8 protein-coding genes are annotated in these 22909 nt (G+C 52.5%); all 8 read right to left on the bottom strand.

Annotated features, from left to right (window positions below):
- Window positions 1–99 precede the first annotated feature (99 nt).
- Entirely contained in the window at window positions 100–5325 is a 5226-nt protein-coding gene (locus tag ACJJH9_RS11720; RefSeq protein ID WP_444922858.1) for an OmpA family protein, read from the bottom strand.
- Window positions 5325–18362 (bottom strand): isopeptide-forming domain-containing fimbrial protein, encoded by a 13038-nt coding sequence (locus ACJJH9_RS11725; RefSeq protein WP_444922859.1) that lies wholly within the window; start codon window positions 18360–18362, stop codon window positions 5325–5327. The genes ACJJH9_RS11720 and ACJJH9_RS11725 overlap by 1 nt, the downstream gene beginning before the upstream one ends.
- A gap of 280 nt (window positions 18363–18642) precedes the next feature.
- The gene (locus ACJJH9_RS11730) at window positions 18643–20022 is read right to left on the bottom strand and encodes an AgmX/PglI C-terminal domain-containing protein (protein ID WP_444905164.1); all 1380 of its coding nucleotides are present in this window, start codon (window positions 20020–20022) and stop codon (window positions 18643–18645) included.
- Between the two features lie 9 nt (window positions 20023–20031).
- A complete protein-coding gene (locus ACJJH9_RS11735; RefSeq protein ID WP_444922860.1) occupies window positions 20032–20577 on the bottom strand; it encodes an ExbD/TolR family protein in 546 nt (181 codons plus the stop codon).
- On the bottom strand, window positions 20574–21164 hold the full coding sequence (locus ACJJH9_RS11740) for an ExbD/TolR family protein (protein ID WP_252082139.1): 591 nt from the start codon (window positions 21162–21164) through the stop codon (window positions 20574–20576). Before ACJJH9_RS11740 ends, ACJJH9_RS11735 begins: the two co-directional genes overlap by 4 nt.
- Window positions 21164–21931, bottom strand: coding sequence for a MotA/TolQ/ExbB proton channel family protein (locus ACJJH9_RS11745; protein WP_444922861.1), 768 nt, complete (start codon window positions 21929–21931; stop codon window positions 21164–21166). Before ACJJH9_RS11745 ends, ACJJH9_RS11740 begins: the two co-directional genes overlap by 1 nt.
- Before the next feature lie 69 nt (window positions 21932–22000).
- The gene (locus ACJJH9_RS11750) at window positions 22001–22324 is read right to left on the bottom strand and encodes a hypothetical protein (RefSeq protein WP_252082141.1); all 324 of its coding nucleotides are present in this window, start codon (window positions 22322–22324) and stop codon (window positions 22001–22003) included.
- Window positions 22321–22905 carry a tetratricopeptide repeat protein gene (locus ACJJH9_RS11755; RefSeq protein WP_444884439.1) on the bottom strand — a complete coding sequence of 195 codons (585 nt, stop codon included), beginning with the start codon at window positions 22903–22905 and terminating at the stop codon, window positions 22321–22323. Before ACJJH9_RS11755 ends, ACJJH9_RS11750 begins: the two co-directional genes overlap by 4 nt.
- Between the last annotated feature and the right edge of the window lie 4 nt (window positions 22906–22909).

Genomic DNA, 22909 nt, shown 5'->3' on the forward strand with positions numbered 1-22909 from the left:
TTCTGGTCATTAAATAGTCGCCAGGTGCGGAAAGACTATCGATATATCTAATTCGGCACCTTCATCAGCCCGGCTCCCGCCGGACCACACAATCAACGCTCACAACTTCCCAACAATATTCACAAACATCCCCTGGCTGTCGTAATCCAGCTGAGTAAGATCATCAGAGAAATCCGTAAAGTTGTAGCCCACCCCCAGCTTGAGGTGATCACCAATATGGCGATATAGGCCAATTAATGCACCGCTCTTGCTGTCCTGCGCGTCGGGTAAATCGAGCAGGCGCCCTTCGATGAGGAGATCCCAGCGTTTTACAAAATGCCAGTCTGCGCGCAGCACATAGAGGCTGGCGCGACTGTCGAAGAATTCCGGGTCTTCTCTATTCAGGCTTAGCTGACCGAGGCGGTAGGCGTATTTGCCTCCCAGGGTCCAGCGCTGGGTGAGATCATAGCTGGCATCCACGGAGAAAATATGGCTCTTCTGAATAAATTCAGCTGAGGTGTTTTCTACGGTTACCTGATCTTTGGTGGGCACGTTATAGAAATAGGTGTATTTCAATAGCGTGTTGAGGCGATCGTGATTCACCGGGCGGTAGGCGTAGCCCATTACCGCTTCGGTAAATTTTCCATCATAGAACTCGCCCTGGGAACTTTTGCTATCGGAGTAATTAAATTTGCCAACCAAGCGCCAGTCTGGGTTGAGCTGATAGCTCAGGGTATTCTTCAACAGCCAGGTATCGCGCTCGGATTCCAGCACGGTGTTTTCATCCACTGCGGTTTCCATGGCATCGGTACGGTATTCTACCGCCGAGGCCAAACGGATCGCATCCAGGCTATAGCCCATATTAAGCCCCAAAGCGTTGCGCTCGGTTTTGGCACCGGTGCGTGGGTCTTCCAGGGTGCCCGCTTCTACCGTGGTGCCGTATGTCCAGCGATCGTTGGGCGCCAGGTCCATACCCAAGGCATGCGTCAGGCCGGTGGAGACATCGCCGTGACTGTAGCGCTCCTCACCATACATGCTCAGGGTATCGGAATAACGGCTGCGGAAGCCGGTACTCATATTGCCTTTACGGGCACGTACGCCGGTATCGCTGCGCTCGTTATCGAGGGTGTAATTCAGGTATACGCTGGTTCTGTCGCTCACCAGGAAGTCAGTGCCCAGTCGCGCGCCCATGCCGGTATCGCCGCTGGAAACCTCACTATCCATGGTGAGTCTGTCGCTCACCCGGTAGGCACCGCCGACACCAACACGATTGTTTTCCTCACGGGTGCCGGTCACCTCTACGGTACCCTGCACAAAGCCGAAAGCACTCCAATTTTCGCCAGAATCATAACTGGCCTCCACTGCCATATCAGTGCGGTCGCCCTGAGTTTGGGTGGCCGCCACAACTTGGGAGAAATCTTCACGGCTATCGCTGCGCACACCGGAACTGAGATGCCAGTGATCGTTGAGGCGGTAGCCGAGCATGAAATCCGTTGCACTGGTGTGCAGACCGAATTCCTCTTCTTTACTATCCGCTTTCAAGCCCACATCGAAACTTTCACCGAGAGGCAGATTGATCCCCGCTCCGAATTGGGTGGTTTCACCCCGGGCAAATTGACCGGGGCCAGAAAAGCCCGCTTCCCGTTGCTGGTGATAGAAATTACCGGAGCCGCGTAGGCTTTCGAAGAAATCACCCAGCTGCAGGCTAGCTTCAATTTTGTTGGCAGCAGCGCTAGCCTCAGGATCAAAAGTTTGACCGCTATCAAAAGTAAAACCACCATCTAAGGAGTTGGTACTATCGAGGTTACCGCCTTCACTGTTGGCCACTTCCACTTTCAGCCAGCTGCCTGCCGTTTTACGTAACGTTAAGTCAAAGCCTTGCAGCGCGGTTTCGTTGTCATCCTCATCCTGTTGGGTAGCACTGAGCCCCAGCTTTACGTGATCTCCAAACCAGTAGTGGGTGCGACCACCAAAGGCGAGAGTGTCCATCTCTTCAAAGCCGGGGGTGTATTCGTAGCGGGCTACCAGATACTGCGGATTACCGTTATAAGAGCCATCCTGGATTAACAGATTATCGTTAGCCAGGGCAGACAAGGGCTTGTTCAGCAGTACGCGGCCTTGAATGTAATCGATATCGTAATCGATCACTGGGGAAAGATTTTTTACGGCCAGTACCAAACCGGAGTCTTTATCCCGCACTTCAACCCGCAGGCGTTCGGAGCCGTTTAGAATATCCTGATGACGCATGAAATAGAGGGAGCCACCGGTTCCACGATACTCATCGCGCCCGGCAATAGTGCCAGGCTCCGCACCAAAGGCATCGACCTGAAAGCGTTTTTCCCCGAAGCTGGTCATGGAATCGCTTTCGAAGTGGCCGTTGGCACCATAGAGTGCGCGGTCTATTTGCGCCAGTTCGTTATCGGCATAGGTCGCTTTGAAATTACCCCACAAGCCGAAGTCGTCGTACTTGGACAACTTCACATAAAACTTGCCGGAGGTGGGCGCGTCTTCCACTACGGTGGAGTCGTCACCAAAGGTGGGATAATAAAGATCACTATCTAAACGGCGGAACAGGGCATCGGGCGTTTTTTCCATAAAGTTGGAAAATAAATCATCCACCGGCCCCTCTTCCGTATCCGCACTGGCAGAGAGGCGCCAACCCTCACCGAAACCACCGCTGGTATAAAACGCCAGGCGGCCATCGTAGCTAACAGAATTGTCGTAGTGGGTTTCATCGCCGGTAACCAGCGCCGCTGGGCCGTTGGTTTTGTCATAGCCAATCGTGAGATCGGCAATACCCACGGTAAACCAATCGTTTTTGGCAAATTCCAGATCGCGCAGGAACAATTCGCCATTGCCCTCTTGATCCAGAACCGCCACTTCCACGGTGTGCATACCGGGGTCGAAAATTTGTTCGGCGACAAACTGGCCCTGTTCGTTGACCGGTACCGGGTTGCCCGCCAGCCACACAGTGTGCCCTGGCGGTACCTCGGCACCGTTCACCAGCACACTGTTACCATCCAGAGGAATATTTCTTCGCGCTAGGCGATTTTCACCGTAGCCAACCAATAATTCCTGTGAAACGTTTACCTCTTTCGTTGACTCTTCAACCTTATCCACCAGCCACAGAGTCTGCTCGGCAGTTTCATCGAAGCGGCCTTTTTTATCGTACACCCGCAAGACATAGTGCAGTTTTTTTAGCGGTGCCTGGAAATGGGAAAATTCTGCAAACCACTCCCCTTCTCCGGCAGCCAGCGGGACTATGTCAACCGGCGTGTCTCGCAGGGACTGCCCTTCTTCAAACAGGCGTACCTCGGCCCGCTCAATAAAACTGGGATAGTTGGTGTAGCTGCGGAAAACCACGCGGTTCTCGCTGTGCTCGGTATCCGGGTTATCCGCGTAGCGAATGGTATTGGGCCAGGCTGAAATATTCAGACGTGGCTGCATTTTTTTGTTATCGAAGCGGAACTGGATATTGGCATTATCCAGCGCCACATCGGTACAGCGCTGCAGATCGGCAGAATTTTTATAGGGATCGTATTCGGGGCTGCCATCCACAGTAATACGCATTAAATTCAGTGAATAGGGGTTGTTAGCGATGGCTTCGCGGTTAATACGCTCGATCTCCAGACGGTCGCTCTCCGCCAGAATCGCCAGCTCATCGTAGAGCACCTGCACTTCAACCCTCGCGCCTTCATCCAGGGTGAAACCGTTGGCCACTACATCATCGGACTGCACATAACCGCGCCCTTCAAACTCCACTTGGGAGTCTTCGAGGCTGAGAAGCTCTTTTACCTGCTCCATCGCACGGCGCGCGCGGGCACCAGAGAGCCCAACATCATCGCCGTAGACCATGGCTTCCCGGCGGTCCATGCGCTTGTTTTCGCTATAACCAATAAAACTCAAGCGCACATTGGCTTTGCTCGAAATTTCCCCCATGGCAGCGCGAATTTGAGTCAGCTGCGCCTGGGTAATAATCGGATCGCCATTATCGAAACGGATAGGCGCTATATCGCCACGTAGAGATTGATGGGCAATGGTAATGGTTTCCGCGGCTGCCACCTCTGGGCAGGCCTGTACGCCATCCACCGCCACTTCGAGGGGATCGTCGTACCAGAACTCCACTTCCACACGGCGGTTTAGGGTGCGCCCCTTGGGTGTGTCATTGGCGGCTATGGGCTGACTGGCGCCCTTGCCGCTGCTGGAGATCATGGCGTCCGGTAGGCCCAGGGCATCGCGCACCGCCAGAGCAACACGGCGGGCTTCGCTGTGGGACTTTTCCCGATAGGCATTCTGTTGCTGCTCAGAGCTTTCACCAATTTGCAGAGGCAACGCATCGGTATGACCAACAAAATGAATCACCAGATTATTTTTGTTGGCCAGATTTGTGCGCACTTCGCGGATACGCCGTAAGAACGCCTCGGGTAAATTCGCCTGCCCCGACTGCCAGCGCAAAGGATTAACCAGGTTTTTTAAGCGCGCGCGCTGTTCAGTGCCAGCGGTATAATTCAATCTACAAACCGTTTCCTGCCGACACACTTTGACCCGGTTAAGTGCCAGGGCTTCAGCGCGGGCACGGGCTGCCATAGCCTCTGCATCCAGAGCATCGTAACTCACCTGCACTTGCACGCGACGGTTCAGTTCGCGTCCGGCAGTAGTGATATTGTCGGCAATGGGCTCTGCGTCACCACGGCTTTCCACCGCGATCATCTCTTCCGGCAGTTCCAAAGCCTGCTGGAAAAAATCTGCCACGAATTGAGCGCGAGCAAGGGTAAATTCTTCCTTACTTGCGTAATCCGCAACGAATTCTTTTTGCATCGGGTCCGAATCGGTGTGACCAATAAAATGCAATTGGAAATTGGGCGTTTCTCCCAGCTCATCCAGCTTTTCACGCAATAACGCGATGTCCTCAGGAGAAACTTCATCAGCCACAGCGAAAAACTGTAATGGCTCGATAAAGTCTTCCACCACAATCGGCTCGGGAGGGGCAATAAAAGTGCCCGCATCCTGCAGCCATTGATTGGAAGGGGCACGCAGCAACATCGTTTCCGTATTGCTGCCTAAGGATTTTTCCTCAAACTCCGTCTGCGGCTCCTCTACCTCTGGCGCCAGTCCGGGAATTTTTTGCCACACCTGCCACCAGCTGGTTTCCAGGGGTTCGGCTACCTCGGTATCAGATTGCTGCTGCGCGTGTACAGGCATTGCCAAGGCCAAAGTAATCGCTGTGGCCAGGCAACGCTCACGCCGACGAAATGTGCGAGTGTTTTTTTTCGCAACAAGCGCTGTGCCAGGTGTGCGCGAACACTCCAGGTTACTGCGCTTTTTATTGCCATCTGCAAAGGACATTACTGCCACCCTCCTTTGCTGGGCGGCGCACCACGCCGCCAGAACACTTCCGTTTCAATCGTCAGTTCGTAGTCGCCATAACTACGCGCCCACTGCTCGGCAATATCCGCCTTGATCGTTTGCAAACGCTCTTCCACCAAATCCGGGTCTTCATTTTCCGCGAGGTAGGACAGGCGCAATACCGAGGGCGCTTCACTGAGTTTTTCCAGCAGCAGCTCAATTCGGGAGTGCCATTGGGGACGCATCTCGGTAGTTGTCGGTTCGAAGACCGCCTCGGCCATATCCAGGCGCACTACCCGATGCAGGCTAGCGCCGAAGTTAAACTTCACCATCTTGCCTCGGGTCGCACGCACCACGCGCGGGTTTTCTGTGGTGAGACGATAGCCGCTTGGCAAACTGCGGTCGTCGAGCTTGAGCACAAAATTGGAACCGCGATCGGGGTTTGGCACCACCGCACAAGTGATATGGAATCGACCGTGGGCATCGGCAGTGGCATTGAGACCCGTAGCGCTGACGACCCTCGCACCGGCCAGTCCACCTTCCCCGGCATCTTGGTAGCCGTTCATATTTTTATCGTCGAAGACCTTACCGATCACATCGGTACAGTCGAAAGTGGGGTCCGGTACCACACGCACGGTCGCCGAAGCTTCACCAGACGCCGTCTGTCCGGAGAGCTGGTTAAACATACGTGCACGGTTCACATACTTGCCCTCCCCTACACCGGAGCCTACAACGAGTAGCAGTTTCAACTCGCGGGTCTGATCCGCCTCTACACGTAGGTCCGACCAGATCAACTGTAACCCTTTCATCTCCGGTTCCACCGGTTCACCATCGAGACGCGCCGAGCCGGCCACGTATTTGAAGCCTGCGGGGAAAAAGTCCACCAGCTGCAAATCGGTGAGCGGTACCGGCAGGTTATTGCCGAAGGTAATGGTGTAAGGCACCAATTGGCTGCGGGTCACATTCAACATGGCCGCAGTTTTAGTAATAGAGAGCGCCCCCTCTAATTTCGGGTCCAGGGGGATATGGTTGTTGAACAACTGGCTATCCCCTGGAATTTGTTTGTTATCCAGAGTCAGGCGCAGGTAATAGTTGGTCAGGGTATCACGTGCTTCTATATCCAGTGGCGGATTAGCCGGGGACAGTTGCACCTCGCAGTGTTGCGCAGTACCCGGCACCATATCCGCATTACTGCCGAGGCAAGCGCCCACATCGAATCCGGCAGTCTCCTCATTGGTCTGCGCTGGAATAACCAGGGATTCACCACCGACATAATTGTCATCGGCCAGTTCTACTCGAATCAGGTAGTCCGCATTGGCCGGACAGGCGGCATCATCGAAATTAATATCGAACTTGTAGTAGCCACCGGCACGGGTTACCTGACCCTGCTGCTTTTCATCATCGAAGCAACGATTCGGCAGCTCCTGGCCTGAGCTGGCACGCAGCATACTCAGCGTAGCGCCGGTAATCGGAGCACGCAGGATGGAGTTGTAAATGACTCCGTTTGGCGTGAGCGGCAGGTTTAAGTCTTGCGGATTAGCACCCGACTCCACAAAGATCTCACTAATACGCTGGGGACCATTGGTGAAATCGGAAACCGGATTACCCAGAGATGCGGTACTTTCGCTGGCATCCGGCGCGGTATAGCGCATCTCGTAACTAAGGCCACCATAATTGTTGGGTACCAGTCCCTGGAAATGGAAATAGCCATTTTCATCGGTCTGGATTGTTTCCAGCAATGCACCGTTGAAATACAGATCCACTGCCCAATTCAACAGCAGGCGTTCATCGGCATCGGCCTGATTATTGAAGTTCACATCGTGCCACAGGTAACCGGCCAAATTAGCGATTCCCGGTGTGCCACCAACATCGATAGCAACACTGGCCTGATTGCTTGAAGGTGGATCATTCCAGTGCACTTCCGCGGTATTCACCACGGTGTAGCCAATTTCCAGGCTGTCGGAAAGTTTTGCCTGGAAGCGCAGTGTCACACTTTCACCCGGCAGTAAATCTCCATAAGTTGTGGAGTAGTCAGCAGTAATTACCGTACCGGCAACGCTGACTCCATCTACTTGGCCATTGAGCATGGCAGAGTCTGCAACGTAGGTAAGGACACCATCGCCGGCAACCATTAGGTCATCAGTAATATTTACCATGGTCGCCGGCACACCACTGATATTTTCAATGGTCACCAGATATTCCAACACTGCTCCGGCTTCGGCTGCGCCACCGCCGACAACGGCAACTTCTTTTACAACTGAAAGCAGCTGTGCATCACCCACCACCACTAGTGTCGGTTGGGCACCATTGGCCGGATTGCCATCTGCATCAGTGAGTACCAGTGGCAGTTCTTCTGCAGTAACACTGCCCTGGTTACTAATTACCGTACCCCTGGCAGCATCCATATTCACCATTACATCAAAAGTTACGGTGGCAGTTTGTGCAGAAGTAATCACCCCCTCGTTGGCACCTGGCAACGGTGGGGTTAGGTCATCAGAAGATACCGGCAATGCAGTATTCAGCAGTGACATACCACCGGCATTATCAGCAACCGCGATACCATTTAAGGTGGTAGTGCCGGCAACATAAGTGGTATTTGCAGGCACTTGGTCAGTGAGTGCGACCTGCAGCGCATCAACCCCCCCCATATTGGTAATCGCAATGGTGTAACGCAGCACATCACCGGGGTCGACAATACCCGTGGAAATATTATCCACCGCAATTGCCACGGTCTTATGAGCAACCAGCAGGGGAACATCGCCAACAATATCTATTGTTGGATCGTTGGGGGCATCTGTAGCGGGGTCATCCGATGGGACTTCATCGAAGGGGCCACTACCAGCACCTTCGCCATTAACAAAGCCTTGGTTTGAAATAATAGTGCCGTCATTGACATCATTAATGGTGACATCAAAGGTAACCATCACAGGCACAGCGCCAGTTGCCGCTGCAGCAATAAAACCATCGGCTTCGCCAGATGTATTAATGTTCATACCCGCTTCAAGCGGCGAAGCGCCACTTACATCTGTAAGCGCAGAACCATTCAAGGTGGTGGAGCCAGCAACATAAGTAGTGTTCGCAGGGATCTGATCACGCAACATCCCGTTAACGATATTTTCGTTACCGGTATTTTCCACGCGAATGGTATAGCGCAGGGTATCCGCCACCATCAGCAGGTCCGGGTTACCGGTCATATCTGCTGAGGTTTTATGAATTACCAGCAGTGGTTCAGATTCAATTAATACCTGAGTAGGGTCTTCATCCCCCGCAGCGTCAGGATCATCAGTACCGTTAATATTGGGATCATCACTGTTTTTCAGTAATTGACCGGGCAACTGTACCTGAGCCTGATTCAACACAGGTGTACCGCTATCAATGACAGGGGCGAGACTTACTTCATAGATCAACTGAATGGAATCACCCGCACTGCCACTGGCCGCCAGGTCAAGATTGGTCACCTTCAACAAGCCACTACCGTGGGTACCAGCAGAAGCATCTGTCCCGCTACTATCGCTACTCGCCGGAGCAGTAACCAGTTGCAGGGAGCCCGACTGGAACAATGGCAAGCTGTTTAGGCGGCCCAAGTCATCAGTAATCTCAATACCACTGACATCCACACCGCTGATATTTTTCAAAGTGAGGGTGTAGCGCAATACTTCTGCAGGGCTGGCCGTGGCAGCCGGATTTTGTCCGCGAGTAACATTCTCGACAGTCTTGTAGAAAGTTACCTTGGGTACTGAAGCACTTAGGGTATAGGCATCCTCATGATCGAGCACGCCAGGTGTACCATCGGTAGGCGCCGGACGGGTGTACTGACGCGCTTCAGGCGCACTGCTATCCCAACTGTGCCACAGCGTTACCCCGGCAATATTGGTGAGCGTTTCGCCATCGCGGGTATCTGCATCCAGGGTAGCGTCGTAACTTAGCAGCAGATGGTGATCCGCAGCCAACATTGCCCCAGCGCCAATTGATGTGATGGTAAGAGTACAACTGGCTGCATCAAAGGCCGTATTAAAATCGGTTCCTTCACTCAGGGTGGCAATCGCAGTACCGGCCGCATCGGTGATTTGTGCCGCAAAATTATTTGGTGCGGTTTCACACATGCCACCGGGATTATTGTCCGGCAGGATATCGGTCACGCTGATATCCCAGGCTGGGCCGGTACCAATATTGTGTAAGTCCAAAGTAAAGGTGCCGGGTAAACCGGACTGCACACTGGCCGGGCCGGTTTTTGTCAGGGTAATCGCCGTGGGTTCTACCACCTGCATATCCAAGGTGGAATTACCCGCACCAGCACCCTGCCCCATGGCCGGGTTGTCATTATCGTAGTTGTAGCTGTAACTGGCACTGTTGCTAAACATGAAGCCATCCATATTGGGTGGATTGCTGTCGCGCAAGCGCAGCGTTACATCAATAACCACCTGCTCACCAGCGGGCACATCAATGCCGTTGGTAGTATCGGCAATCACCAGTGCAGAAGCGGAACCGGTATTTTGCGGAGTAAACGCATTTTTGCCGGAAACCTTGGCCGCACCAATAAATTCCAAATCCGCCGCGGAAACACTGAGGTCAATCAACACGCTAACATCGTGCAGGGCTGCTGGCTGCGGCGTTTGCGGAATAGTAATGCGGTAATTGAACGGCTCGCCAATAGAAGCTGTGGGCTGAGTATTTTCAATGAAAAGCGGCGCGGCATTGGGAGTATTAAACTGCACACTGACCGGGGCTGTGGGGCCGTAGTCTTCGCGCATATCCGCAGTCACGGCCGTTGTACCGAGAGAAGGCAGATTGTCGCCATCCAGAGAATAATAAGTCTCCACATAAGCGGCATTTTGCAGATTGAGGCCCGCGCCCAAGTTAGCATCCGCCTGAACGCGGTACACCATTTGTAAAGTCTGGCCTGGGTTAATGGCGTAACCGGTACCCGCGGAGAAATCCCAAATCGCTGCGCCAGTGCTGCTGTCAAAAGTTGGAGCAACAGCCGTTGCAGTAGCGCCATTGACAGTTACTGACTGCACATTGACACCAGCCTGGCGCAGGCCGAGGGGAATCAAGTCTTTAAAGAGCGGATCATAGGCGGGCGCAGAACCATTATTGGTAATCGTAATGGTGTAATCGACCCTATCACCGGCGGAGAGAGTGGTACCCCCAGCAGGATTCGCACTGATTGCTATTGCCAGGTCTGGCTGTAGCAGATCCAGAGTTTCACTGTCATTGCGTGTTTCATTACCGGTAGCGGCATCGAAGCTGAAAACAACATTATTAGTGAGTGCAGTATTGTTGGCAGGCCATGGGTGCACATCGCGGTTTAATACCCGCGCGCGATAGCGCAGCACAAATTCATCATTAGCTGCGTTGTTATCGCCTTGGTTGCGCAAATCAGCAATATTCCAACTCAGTGTGGTCGGGCCCGCGGCCGGGTCACCAGCCTGCACCGGCTCGGCGATATCGTTGTGGAGGAAAGGTGCCACAGCCGCGAAAGGTGCATTACTATCGCCATTGATCGACACCGTGCCGGCAAAGACCATGCCCTGCGGCAAAGTATCGACAATCTGCGCCTTCGGTGCTGTACCTTCTGGCAGGGCCAGACGCAGCTCGTATTCCACCAGATCGCCGATACGCAACTGCACATCAGTGCTACCGTAGCTATCGTCAACACGGGTTTTGCTCAGTACGCTGTCATTGGCGGCGGTCAGCTGTGCGGCAATATTTTCCAGTACATAATCATTTAAACCGCCGACACCGTCAGCACCATTGCGCTCATGGGGACTGCTGTTATCTTCATCCAGACTGGTCCACTCGATGCGCGCAGTGGTGGAAAGTGTGGCTGCTGCCAGCACTTCATCCAGTACCAGAGCATCGAATACCAACAGGCTGTTATTACCGGCAGGGATATCCAGATCGCTGTTGGCACGGCTCCACTCGAGAGTTTGCGCAGTATTAACACCATCGCCGGTTACCGTGGGGTCGGCCTGGGCGGCACCTGCAAAGGTGACACTGCCCGGTACCAATTGCAGCCCCAGAGAGAGCTGCTCAAGGATAGCCAAATCGAAAGCGGCGGAATTCTCCGGGCTGCCCGCAGCGGCTAGGTCCAGGGTAAAGCGCAAAATATCGCCCGCATCGGGGTCATTACCGGGGCTGGTCTGGTTGACCACCGTATTGGTTGCGGATAAATCCGGCTCCACAATAGTAAGCACCGGCGCAGTGCCAACACCGCCGGCCTGTGCAGCCCCACCTTTAGTGGCGGCAAAGGTATAACTGGCTTGATTGGCAAAGTTGTGCCCCGCTTGCGCGGTTGCATTATTGGCAACCCGTGCGCGCACTTCAAAAATTGCCACTTCGCCGGCCGGAAGCATGTCAACAGCCAGGGCAATATTGTTACTGCTGGTGTTATCGGTAAATGCGCGGCCATTAATTTCCTGCAGCTGCACCAGTGTCAGGCTGGGGTCGAGCACATCGGTAATCACCAAATCGTGAATCGCCGCAGTAGTGGCGCTACCCGGTACTTGAATGCGGTATATCACTTCCTCACCCACTGCCGCTGTGGGGGCAGTAAGCAGCGTTTTCTGCGGAGGCGTTACCGTAGTGGCAACAGTACCCATCGGGTAAGGCGTTGCCAGGGGAACTGCAGCATACTGTTCACCGCTCTTGCTGGGCAGTGACCAGAATTCATTTGCTGTAAAAGTGTTTACCCAGTTTTCACCGCCGCCGATATCAGTATAAAAGCCAATTTCATAATAAATATCCAAGCAGGCACCAGCGTCGATAGGCACCTGTAAAGTAAAGTGCATATCGTCACCGCGATTGACCGGTGCAGTGTAGCTGTAATCAGTACCTTGAGTCAGTACTGAGCCATCCAGGGAGACCCGTAAATTGGCGATGGAACTTTGCTCCATCTGCGTCGCCAGATCATCGGTCAAAGACAGATCGTAAGCTGGAGCCAAGCCAGTGTTACAGGCTTGTAAAGTAAACTGCATCACATCATTGGCCGGATCCACATTCATATGGGAACTGGGCCAGTTGGCATCGGTTTTAGTCAGATTCGCAAGGCGCGGCTGCAGTACTGTAATACTGGCGCTGTCCTGCAATGTGCTGGCGGCACCGGTGTAATTCAGTTGCGCAGTATTGGTGAGGGTGGCAGTGGGCACCGCAATGCCCGCGCCGGTTTGTACCTTGGCGGTGTACTCAATAATAAATTGATTGGTATTACCGAAGTTACTGAGGATATCGCCCAGATTCCAGGTCACGGTACCAGTATCCCCGGCGCCAGGCACGGCAATCGCCGCATAGGTGTAATCATTCAAGTTGTCATCGTAGGGCGCGGTGGTATCACCGTTCACGCTGACAATGGAATCAAACTCCAATCCGCTCGGCAGCGTATCGGTAACGGTTACCGCCGGTGTGGTGCCCGCCTGCAGATTCAGAACTAGCTGATAGGTAACAGTGTCACCAACCCGTACCGTACCCACTGGAGTGGCGCTATCGGAATCCGCAATGACTGTCTTGGAAATAGTGGTGTTATCCACCGTGTCGATACTGGCGCTGGCCGGTCCCACACAGTAATCATCCGGTGCCGAAATACTTGGGCAGCCAGCACCATCGCGTTCATAGGCCTGATCATTTGTACTGCTGTTGTCGAGAGAGGTCCAATCCAACATCACACTATTGCTAATGGGAGAACCAAATACCCCATTCACCTGAGTGCGGTAGGTAATCACCAGAGTTTCCCCCAGTTGCAGGTCCAGACTGTTATCACCGTTCTCCCGCCCCCAAATCAAGGGGCCATTGGGCGCTGCCGCCGGTGTTGAGACAAAACCTGCCACAGCACCACCATTAATTAGTGCCGTTGGGGTGAAACTGCTGTCCAGGCGCAATTCCGAAGGTAGTGTATCCACCAGATTTAAGTCGTAAGCAGCTGCTGTGGAGCCACCATCGTGGGCCACGGTAATTTCGTACTCCAGTACATCACCACCCACAGGCAAATTGCCGGGGTTGGTCGCATTACTGACGGTTTTACTGACCCCTAGCAAAGGCTCTACCACGGTAACCGCAGCGGTGTTGTCATTGAGATTTTCCCCGGCTCCGGTTTCGCCATTGCGGTAAGACAGGGTGGCACCATTGCGACGGGAATCGCCATTATTTGTAGCCAAATCATTGGCGATACGGGCAAAGTAGGTAATACGAATCAGTGGTTCAATAGTACCGCCAACCGTGTCATTTTCACTGGCAGTATCCACGGTGCCAATATTCCAGGTGGCATTGCCGGCAGTGTTATCTGTGGGGAAACTATTGAATGCTGTTTCAGATGGCGCTGCGCCATTAATGGTTTCGATACCGACAAAATCATAAGTAATATCGAAATCGGCATTATGGCTGAGCACATAGCCTTCCGGGCTGCCGAGCTGATCGGTAACCGCTACATTTTGGCTGATACCTTCTGGCAAGTGGATTTCCAGCTGGAATTTTTTATGAGCACCAATGGTGGGAACTACAGCGGGCTGTAAATCGGTTTTGTTTATCTGTAGCGGAAAGACTTCTGTCTGGGCACTGGCATTGGTTTCATAATCATTAATCGCGTCACCACCATTAGGTAACACGCCGATACGCATACCGTCAGCAGCTCCATCATTGCCAATAGTCTTACTGCTATTCAGTGAAATATCTTTGCCCGCCAGGGACTGCCAGCGGGCCTGAATGGTGTTATCCAGAATCTCATGGGGCTCTACACCCTGCTCTACCCGCACATCAAAGGTGAATGACTTGGTAGCGCCCACGGCGATGCTGTAATCCGCATTACTGCGATTCCAGCTAAAGATCGGTGCATTAGCACCCACGGTAGTGATATCGACATTTTGGGGTGGATCATTACCTCCAATATTGCCGATATAAACCAACTTGGACCCGGTAAGGTCATCGAGTACCTGCAGGTTATAGGCGGCGGCGGTACCGATATTTTCTGCAGTGACAGTTACTGTGAGAATATCATCCGCATCGCTGTTAGTTACTGCGAACGATTTGTTCAGCTGTATCTTGGGTTCCAGCACGGTAATTTCGTGGGAGGCAAAAGGTACCGTAACGTTTTGATTAGCCTCATCCACATAGCTCACCTGGGCAGTGGTGTAACTACCACCATTACCCAGCACATCACCATCATCGGTATTGCTGCTATTTTCAATGCGCGCAATAAATTCCACCGGGAAATCAAACAGGCTACCGGTTACCGTGGTGAGTTCCTGATCGCCAAAATTCCACTCCACGTAATCAGCGCTACCTGTACTGGTACAGGTAGCGCTAAAAGTACCACCGGGAATAAAACCAGCAGCATCGTAGGGCGATGCATCGAGGTTTACGGTTTGCCCTTCAATACAGCGCATTCCCGCCGGCAGTTCATCGCGGATAATAAAGTTACGCAATTTAGCTGCAGGAATTTTTGCGGTCAGCTGATAGCGAATTTCCTCGCCCACAACCGCAGTATCTTTATTGGTGCCGCTGGCAGCACCATTGGATAATTGCAAAGCCTGCTTCGGTTCCGCTTTCACCTCAATAATCTGCATTCGCGCTTGTGCATCCGCAGATTTATAGTGGCGCGCACGCCCTGCTGCGGGAGTGCCATCGCCAACGCCATCATTGTCCACGTCACTATCGATCTGTGTGGCGGTCTGTTGGCCAAATTTGCCTTCCAGGCTGTCGTAGCGGGCATAAAAGGTATTGTTAAAAATTTGTAGTGGCGCTACGGAGCGATGTGGCTTAACGCGGTAGTAAAGGGTTACCGAGTCACCGGGATTAATGCGCTCCAGTGCTGTGGAATGCTCATAAGAGAAAGTGACAATCGCCGGAGTTCCACCACTACTACAATGGCTGGCTTCAGAATAATTATTAGCACCTGTAGTGGTGCCTACCCATCCATCATCACCGTTATTCGTTTCCGCTGAGCCATCACCATCGTTATCCAGGCCATCGCTGCTCAGGGCCTGCACACACATTTGACCGGAAGGGTCGAGCGTATCGGTGATCACCAGATCGTAGGCAGGAGCACGGTTTACACCGCTATCGGCTGTGCGATTAGTCAGGGTCAGGCGGAAAATGTAAGTCTGGTCCCGGTGGCCTTCATTAGTAAAGTCCACGAAATTTGTACAGCTGGTACCTATACCGTAGAGATTTTCGTTACAGACTTTTTTATCAACTTCGATATGGGGCTCGGAGACGGTTACAGTTTCCGACCACTCGGTAATATCTGGGAAACCCGGTACGGTAGTAGGCACACCATCAATATTGGTAAAAATACCGCTGGTATTGTAGTTATCCACCACAATAGTTTCGGTGTCGAAAACCGCGGTAAATTGCGCGCGCGCGTAATCGGTGCTGGGATTGGCATGCTGATTCGGATCGGTGTTCTCAGTATCCACCGGATCATTGAGTAAGCGCGTGGTCATATCTGCAAGGAACCAGCGGTCGCGCAGGGTTATCTTGGAGGTCACATCCCAGAGAAAGTCTGCTTCGCTAAGGGGAATATTCAAGCCCCCGGTCTCCACAATATCGCCACTGGGAATCACTACACAATTTGCCTGAGAAACCGGGTGCGGCAGGGTGACATCTGCACAAGTAAGCGGAGCATCGGCGATATAGCCCTGACCATCCGGCAGGTCATCGCGCACATCAATATCGCGCACTTCAATCAGGGTAAATCCGGGCGTGTCGAAACCAAACCAGCCTCCGGCCTGGATTTCAAAGCGACACTCTTCACCAATCAACACACTGCTATTGGGGAATGCAGCTTCGGAAGTTAATTCATTACACTGATCAGAGCGCTCCTTGATCAGGTTAAAACCCATGACCCGCGCGCGCATACCGTCGAGGGTGTAGTTATTGGCCAACTGCTTCTGGGGCGTTGTTTCATTCAACACCGCTGGATTAGGGAAATACAGCGGAGTGCCATCGGACAAGGTTATCTCTCCCACCACATCGGCGCGGAAGGTAAGATCATCATCGGTGGCAGAATGGTTTTTTTCTACCTGGAAAATAATACGCTCGGTTCTTCCCGGTTCAATGACACCATCTAGACTGGTACAGCGATAAACCGCAGCCGAAGCTGGCAGAAAGTCCGGTTGGTTCCAAAGCGGGTGCGCGGGCACGGTGCCGGGGTTAGGCTTGCCAACAGGAGTACAGGCGCGGTCATTCGACAGTACGCGCATGGCTTCACCAAAGGTGACATACACATCGTAGTTATCCGCATCGTGGCCACCATTGTTGGTTACATCTACCGTCAGCTCAGACGTACCGCTATCCCGCACTATGTACAGAGGATGCACGGTGCTGATATCCAGATCTTCCGGGTTCGGGGTAACCGACTGATTTTCAATCTGCGTGGGAGGATTGGTACTAGGGCAGAAATCCTCGTAGTCAACCGTTAAAACATTATTGGCGAGGCTAATATTACTGTTCGGATCCTTGCCGTTACCTGCCGATTCTACTTCCACATCGAGATCGGCCATCTTGTCGAAAAAATCAGGCTCAGTGGTAACAATACGGAAACGGATTTGTATCTCATCGCCCTGACGCATCATATTACGCTGGTCCGAATAATTCGGGTGCGTGGTGCTACTCAGCAGGCGGAATTCCGGCTTGTTATTTTGCAGTGGGTCAGTGTGCCATTGATTCCAATTGCTACCCACACGCCATTGCAGGGTATCGGCCTTACCGGGGTAAGTGGAGCTGTAGTTGGCCCCATGCCCATCAACGCCACGGCGCTCGCGGGTAATCTGTGGTGTATAGGTGGTATCCACCACATATTCATCCGGAAGATCACTAACGAACTGGATATCCTTAACCGAGCCACGTGTCTGGTTATTGATGGTAATAGTTACAAAACCTGCCGAACCCAGTGGTTGATTCAAATTAGTGCCGGTAATGGCCTGGGTAATATCGAGTGCATCGGCAACTCGGGCATACATCACTTCGGAATCTGAACCGGGCCCTGAGCCTACTGCAGGAGAGGAAATACCCCCAACACCGGTATCGTCATCAATTTCGCAACCCCACTGTATATCTGAAACCGTATTAGTGCCGTCACTACAGGAGGTGTTTACCTTACCTACCAGATAGATGTTGAGGGTTGAGTTTGCCGGAACATCTGTGCGTCCTGAACCACCGGAGAAGCTGCCATTCAGCTCAAAATTATTGATATTGTTGCTGGCTGAAACACACCCAGAGACACCTGGATTGGAACCATTGTTATTGGCGATAGCCTGCGCCGCTGATTCGCTGGAACAAGCATAATTGATGTCCATATTCGGGTTGGTCATCAAATCATCAAAGCGTACATCCTGCATATCTGCATCCCCAGCATTGGAGATAGCGATACGCCAGATCACGTCATCATTAATATTGCCATAAACATTATTGGTGTAATTAGTTTGACCCGCATCGATATTACGCCCGCGTTTATCTACGGAGGGCAGAGGCTCTTTAATAGCCAGCTCCATACTATCGTAATCTGTCTCCGAATCACCACAATAGTCGAAAGAGGCAGATGCATTAATAGTGCGGTTGTTATTAACCAAATCTTCTTCACGGTCTGCCCTACTGCGTACACCGAAAGTAATCCATAAGGTAGTACTTTCATTACGGGCAGCGAGTGCAGACAGGTCGTTTTGGTCCCAACGGATAGTAGTGCCGCTGAGAGTAGGTTCGCTTAAAACAACACCAGAGCTTACTGTAGTGGAACCGGGGATATATTCCAGTTGTGAAGTCCCCAGGTTTTCTGTGACCACAATATTTTCAATATGCTGGGTTCCCATAAAACCACTGCGGATGCTGGGAACAACAATTTCGATGGTCACTTGGCCATCGCCACAGAGTTCACACCAGCTATTACTATAGCTATGGTCAAGGATATTAAAAAATGCGGGGTTATCCGGAGATGAGGGACAATTGTGATCCGCCCTTGCCTGCGGAGAAAATAAAGCAATGTAAATACAGAGCAGCACTAAACCAACAAGCGCATTATTCCAGGATTTCCGTCCAATTACTTCCGACATCATCGTCACTTATTAGCCGCCGCTTTTCTGTTTACAAAATCCTTGACAGCACCCTCAGGCACTGCCGCCGCACAGGGTCTGCCCGGTGCGCGAACTTTAATTGCAGAGGGGAAAAGTGGCCGTGAAGCAGGTCATAAATACCGCCCGGCAGGAGGACTTTTTTGAAGATTGCCAAGTGGTTCTCAGGCAAACCCGGGAGGGAAAAAGCTGTGAAAGCAGGCAAAAACTGCCCGAAAAAAAAGGGCCCCTCCCCGCACAAGCGAGAAGGAGGCCCATTTGATTAACTCTGCGGTAGGAAGTCAATCGGGTAGAGAATGGTGATTGTTGGAACACCAGCCTTTTCACCGAAGTTAAACCGTTTGACCCTTGCAACAATTTTGGCATTAAGTGCCGGCGAATCCATATCGCTGGACTCCACTTGTGCCAGGGACACAGAGCCATCCGGTTCGATAGTGATCTTCAGCACCATCTTGCCCTGTAGAGCCGGGTTGTTGCGCAGCTCGCGGTTGTAGATGCGATAGAGCGCATTCTTATAGCGATCGAAGACAATCTGGATTTCCTCGTCGGTACGTGACGGGCCAACACCATCGCTGAGTGGTCGATCCTCACCGGCAAAGTCACCCTCATTGCCAATAGCACTTTCAACACGTGCAAACTCGACGCCACCCAGGGAAGAACCCGTTCCGCCCACATTGCGACTCACATCTGAAGCGCTGATGCCACCACTACCCTTGGCTGCGGCAGACGTAATCAGAGAGCGCTGGCTGCGATTCTCTTTCTTACCCGCCGTGCTCAGCTGGGTCTGCTGGCCGAGACGGTTATCCAGATCATCCTGGATCAGATCCTGGAAATTATCCTTAAAGGCCAGAACACCTGTGCGCTCAGCTTTCTTGCGCGCCTGCTTCTTCTCAGTTTTGGTTGGCTTGGGCTCTTGCTTGGCCACCTTCTGCTCAGGCTTGGGCTCGGGCTTCTTCTCCTCTTTCTTGGGCTTGGTTTTCTCCGGCTCCGGCGGTGGCTTGGGCTTGGTTTTCTTCTCGATTACCAGCTTGGCCAAACGCTCTGGAATCTCAACCACTTCGCTTTCCGGTTCCGGCAACGTATAGAGTGGCACCAGATAACCTAATAAAGTGGCAATAAACAGAGAGGCGAATACACAGAGACGGAAACGCTTTTCATCTTCACCCTGCGTATGCCAGGGCATAACCATTGGGCGAAAATCCGGTTGCTCGAACTCACGGGTAATTTCGAACTCGTACTTGGACTCTTCCTCTTCACGGCGCAGCTCATCTGCCTGCTCGTCCAGAGCAAAGATTTCCTCGCTGCAGTATTCAATATTATCGAGCACTTCCCGGCGGGATTGATGCAGCTGCTCCAGCTGTTCGTTGAAATCGCGGGTGGACTCACCGATTCGAGCAATCACCCGCTCGGAGGCATCGACCCGGTAATCCTCGGCCCAGAACATTTCACCGGCGCCGGCCTCTTCGAGCTTGCGCAAGCGCTCGGAAATTTCATCAAGCAGCTGGAACTTGGTGCCATTGGCCTGCAACTCGGCCAGCTGTGCCTCTATCTGCTGCCGCTCATCCTCGAGCAGGAGCATGCGCTGGCGAACCGCATTGAGCGATTCGCTAAGTGCCTGCTGTTGTTGTAGAAAATTACTCACAAACTTCCATTAACCCTGAGATGCTTTCTGAATAACCGCCAGCGATACCTTGGTGTAACCAGCTTCCGTACAACTGGACATCACCTTCTTAAGCAAACTGAACGGAATGCCCCTGTCCGCGAGAATATTGACTTCCGGTGGCTCCGGCTGAACTTCTCCCTCGGTGCCGGCTTCTTCGGCCTCCGCCTCAGCAGAGGCCTGGGCCACACCGATAGCCTTACCCATCTCGGCGATCATCGCCTGCTTAATGGCCTCGATAATGATTTCTTCACTCTCAAGTACCTCGCTGGTAGCCACCACTGAATTGGATTCCACCAGAATTTCCTCATTGGTCACCATCAGGGTTACGGTTTCCCTTGGTTTGGCCTCCACCACCGAATCCGGCAGTGTGATCACCTTGGGTGGCTCCAACGCTTCATTACTGGAAGTGTTGGTCAAGAGGAAAAAAACCAAAATGGTGAACACGTCCATTAGCGAGGTAAGGTTCATACCCGAGGTTTTTTTACGCTTATGGCTGCGCGCCATACGCTTCATACGTCGGCTTTCATGTCTCACGGCGCATCTCCTATGGAAATATCGGGAAACAGCACCACTTTCTCTACAGCACTTGGATCACTGGGATCGCTGCCTTCCACACGCACCTCGGCTCCGCGCACGGTATCCATTACACCCACCAAGTGCTCATAGGCAATATCCGCTTCCATCAACAAAATGGAGTCGGTTTTTTCTGGATAGCTGGCCTTTACCTGCAGTAAAAACTCGGTGAGTTTTTTCAGGTCGTAGACCTCCGCGGTTGGCAACAGAGCAAGCTGTTCACCCTCCCCGGCACCTTCCTCTGTAGCCGCTTCCAGCGGCGCAGACTCACCCTCTTCGGATTGCGTCAGGTTTGGAAAACGCGCAATGACTTTCTCACCATCACTAATCTCCAGCGCCTCTGTGCGAACGACGACTTCTACCGTGACCGTGGGATCATCCGGCGCTCCACCACCGGCTCCGCTCGGCATATTTAGCTCTAAAATTGTTACCCGTGAGAACACCGCCGATACCAACAGAAACGGCACCAGCACCACCATCAGGTTTAGGAAGGCGGTGATGTCCAGCTCCGGGGCCTCTTTATCTCTCCCGTGGCGCCGCCTTCTCATTACGCAGTTTCCGTTTGCTGTTCTTCGGTTTTGGCCGCGGCCACTGGTTGTGATTTGGTGTGCTTCTCAGACTTGCTAGCCGACTTGTTTTCACCTTTATTTTTTGAAGCAGGCGCATCGACTTCGAAGCGACGGCGGGTTGAACTGTCAATCAGATTGGAGGCTTTTACGGAAACCATTTCCAGACTATCAATAATTTCTCCAGTGAGGGAGTTGAGCAGTGCATGCACAATCAACAGGGGGATACCGGTCATTAGACCGAAAGCCGTTGTGTTCATCGCTACCGAGATACTGGCGGAAAGCAGGTCGGCTTTTTCTGCCGGGTTGGCATTGGCCACTGCGGTAAAGGCTTCAATCAGGCCCATAATAGTACCGAGCAGACCCAGCAGCGTGGCGATATTAGAAAACAGTGCTACGTAGGGCGTGCGCTTTTCCAGCTGCGGAGTGATTTCCATCATGCTCTCTTCCATCGCGATTTCGATATCTTCGCGGCGGCGCACTGCACCCTGACGGGCCAACCCCATGGAAAGTAGCTTTGCCACACTGGAGTTATCCTGCTTAACCAGATTTCGCGCACGATCGAAATCACCACTGGAGAGGATTGGCTGCAATTTATCCCACATAGTGCGGTTGGTACGGCGCTCGTAATGCAGGCGAATAAATCGCTCAATTGCTACTGCGCCACCCAGGGCGGCCACCACAAGAATGGGGTACATAAAAGTACCGCCCGTCTGGAAAAACTCGATGACGCTGTTGAAAAAGTCCATTACAAACCCTCTTGAGAAATACTGCAGTAATTGGTTGCTGCTCTGGCTTTAGCCAGAGAAAGGACGGCGTTAATCGCCGGACAGGCTGAGCTGGTAGAACTCCAGCTCACGCATGAAAACTTCCTTGTCGAGCGGCTTGAGCTTGTCGTCCATCAAACTGGAGACAAGATCACTTTCGACACCCACCTCGGAACTTTTCCAGGGAACGATATACAGAGACTTGGGCGCTTCCTTATTACCAATAATGGAAATACCCGATAACTCTTTAACTTTGGTATCCACTTTCTTATCTGTGGCTTGGTTTTTTTCACCTTCTTGTGCCTGCGCACCGGCAAAAGGAAAAATGGCAAACCCCATCATAAACGGCAAAATCCATTTACACTGCGCTATCACTTGCCCGCCCTCCGTTTAAGATCCGCCAGCCAGATAGACACATCCTGGTCCTCGGGTTCCAGCTGTACATATTGCTGGAATTGTGCCAGAGCGCATTGGAGATCTTGCAGATAGAGATCACACAATATGCCGAGATTTTTTATCAGTGGCAGGTATTCGGGGTTTTCTGCCAAGGCATTCACATAAATTTTGCGCGCATCGGCAAAACGACCCTGCTTGCGGTAAAGCACTGCCAATTCATTAGTGGCCACCGGGTGCTCGGCATCTATTTCCAATGCTTTAAGAAAAGCCTCTTCCGCTTTTTTTTCTTCTGCCACCTGAATTTGGGCAATGCCGAGATTAATATAAGGCGCGGGCAAACGCTGCTCCCGCTCAACTACCGTCTCCAACAACTCAATCGCGCGCGCAAACTCCTTATCCGCAAGGAATTCCAGGGATCGTTCAAAGTCCCGGCTCACACTGCCGGACACCCGCACAGAGGAATAATCAGAAACCTTGCCCGACTTGGTCTGAACTCCCGCGCAGGCAGCCAAAAACAGCGTAACCACCCACAGGAAAACCACTCGCAGTTTTATTTGCATAGCC

The organism is Microbulbifer mixtoriginis (SeqCode), assembly GCF_052466715.1.

What these genes read in the sequence shown, in the direction of transcription:
- ACJJH9_RS11720 (WP_444922858.1), bottom strand. Translation starts at nt 5,325, where the DNA reads ATGTCCTTTGCAGATGGCAATAAAAAGCGCAGTAACCTGGAGTGTTCG.
- ACJJH9_RS11725 (WP_444922859.1), bottom strand. Translation starts at nt 18,362, where the DNA reads ATGTCGGAAGTAATTGGACGGAAATCCTGGAATAATGCGCTTGTTGGT.
- ACJJH9_RS11740 (WP_252082139.1), bottom strand. Translation starts at nt 21,164, where the DNA reads ATGAGAAGGCGGCGCCACGGGAGAGATAAAGAGGCCCCGGAGCTGGAC.
- ACJJH9_RS11745 (WP_444922861.1), bottom strand. Translation starts at nt 21,931, where the DNA reads ATGGACTTTTTCAACAGCGTCATCGAGTTTTTCCAGACGGGCGGTACT.
- ACJJH9_RS11755 (WP_444884439.1), bottom strand. Translation starts at nt 22,905, where the DNA reads ATGCAAATAAAACTGCGAGTGGTTTTCCTGTGGGTGGTTACGCTGTTT.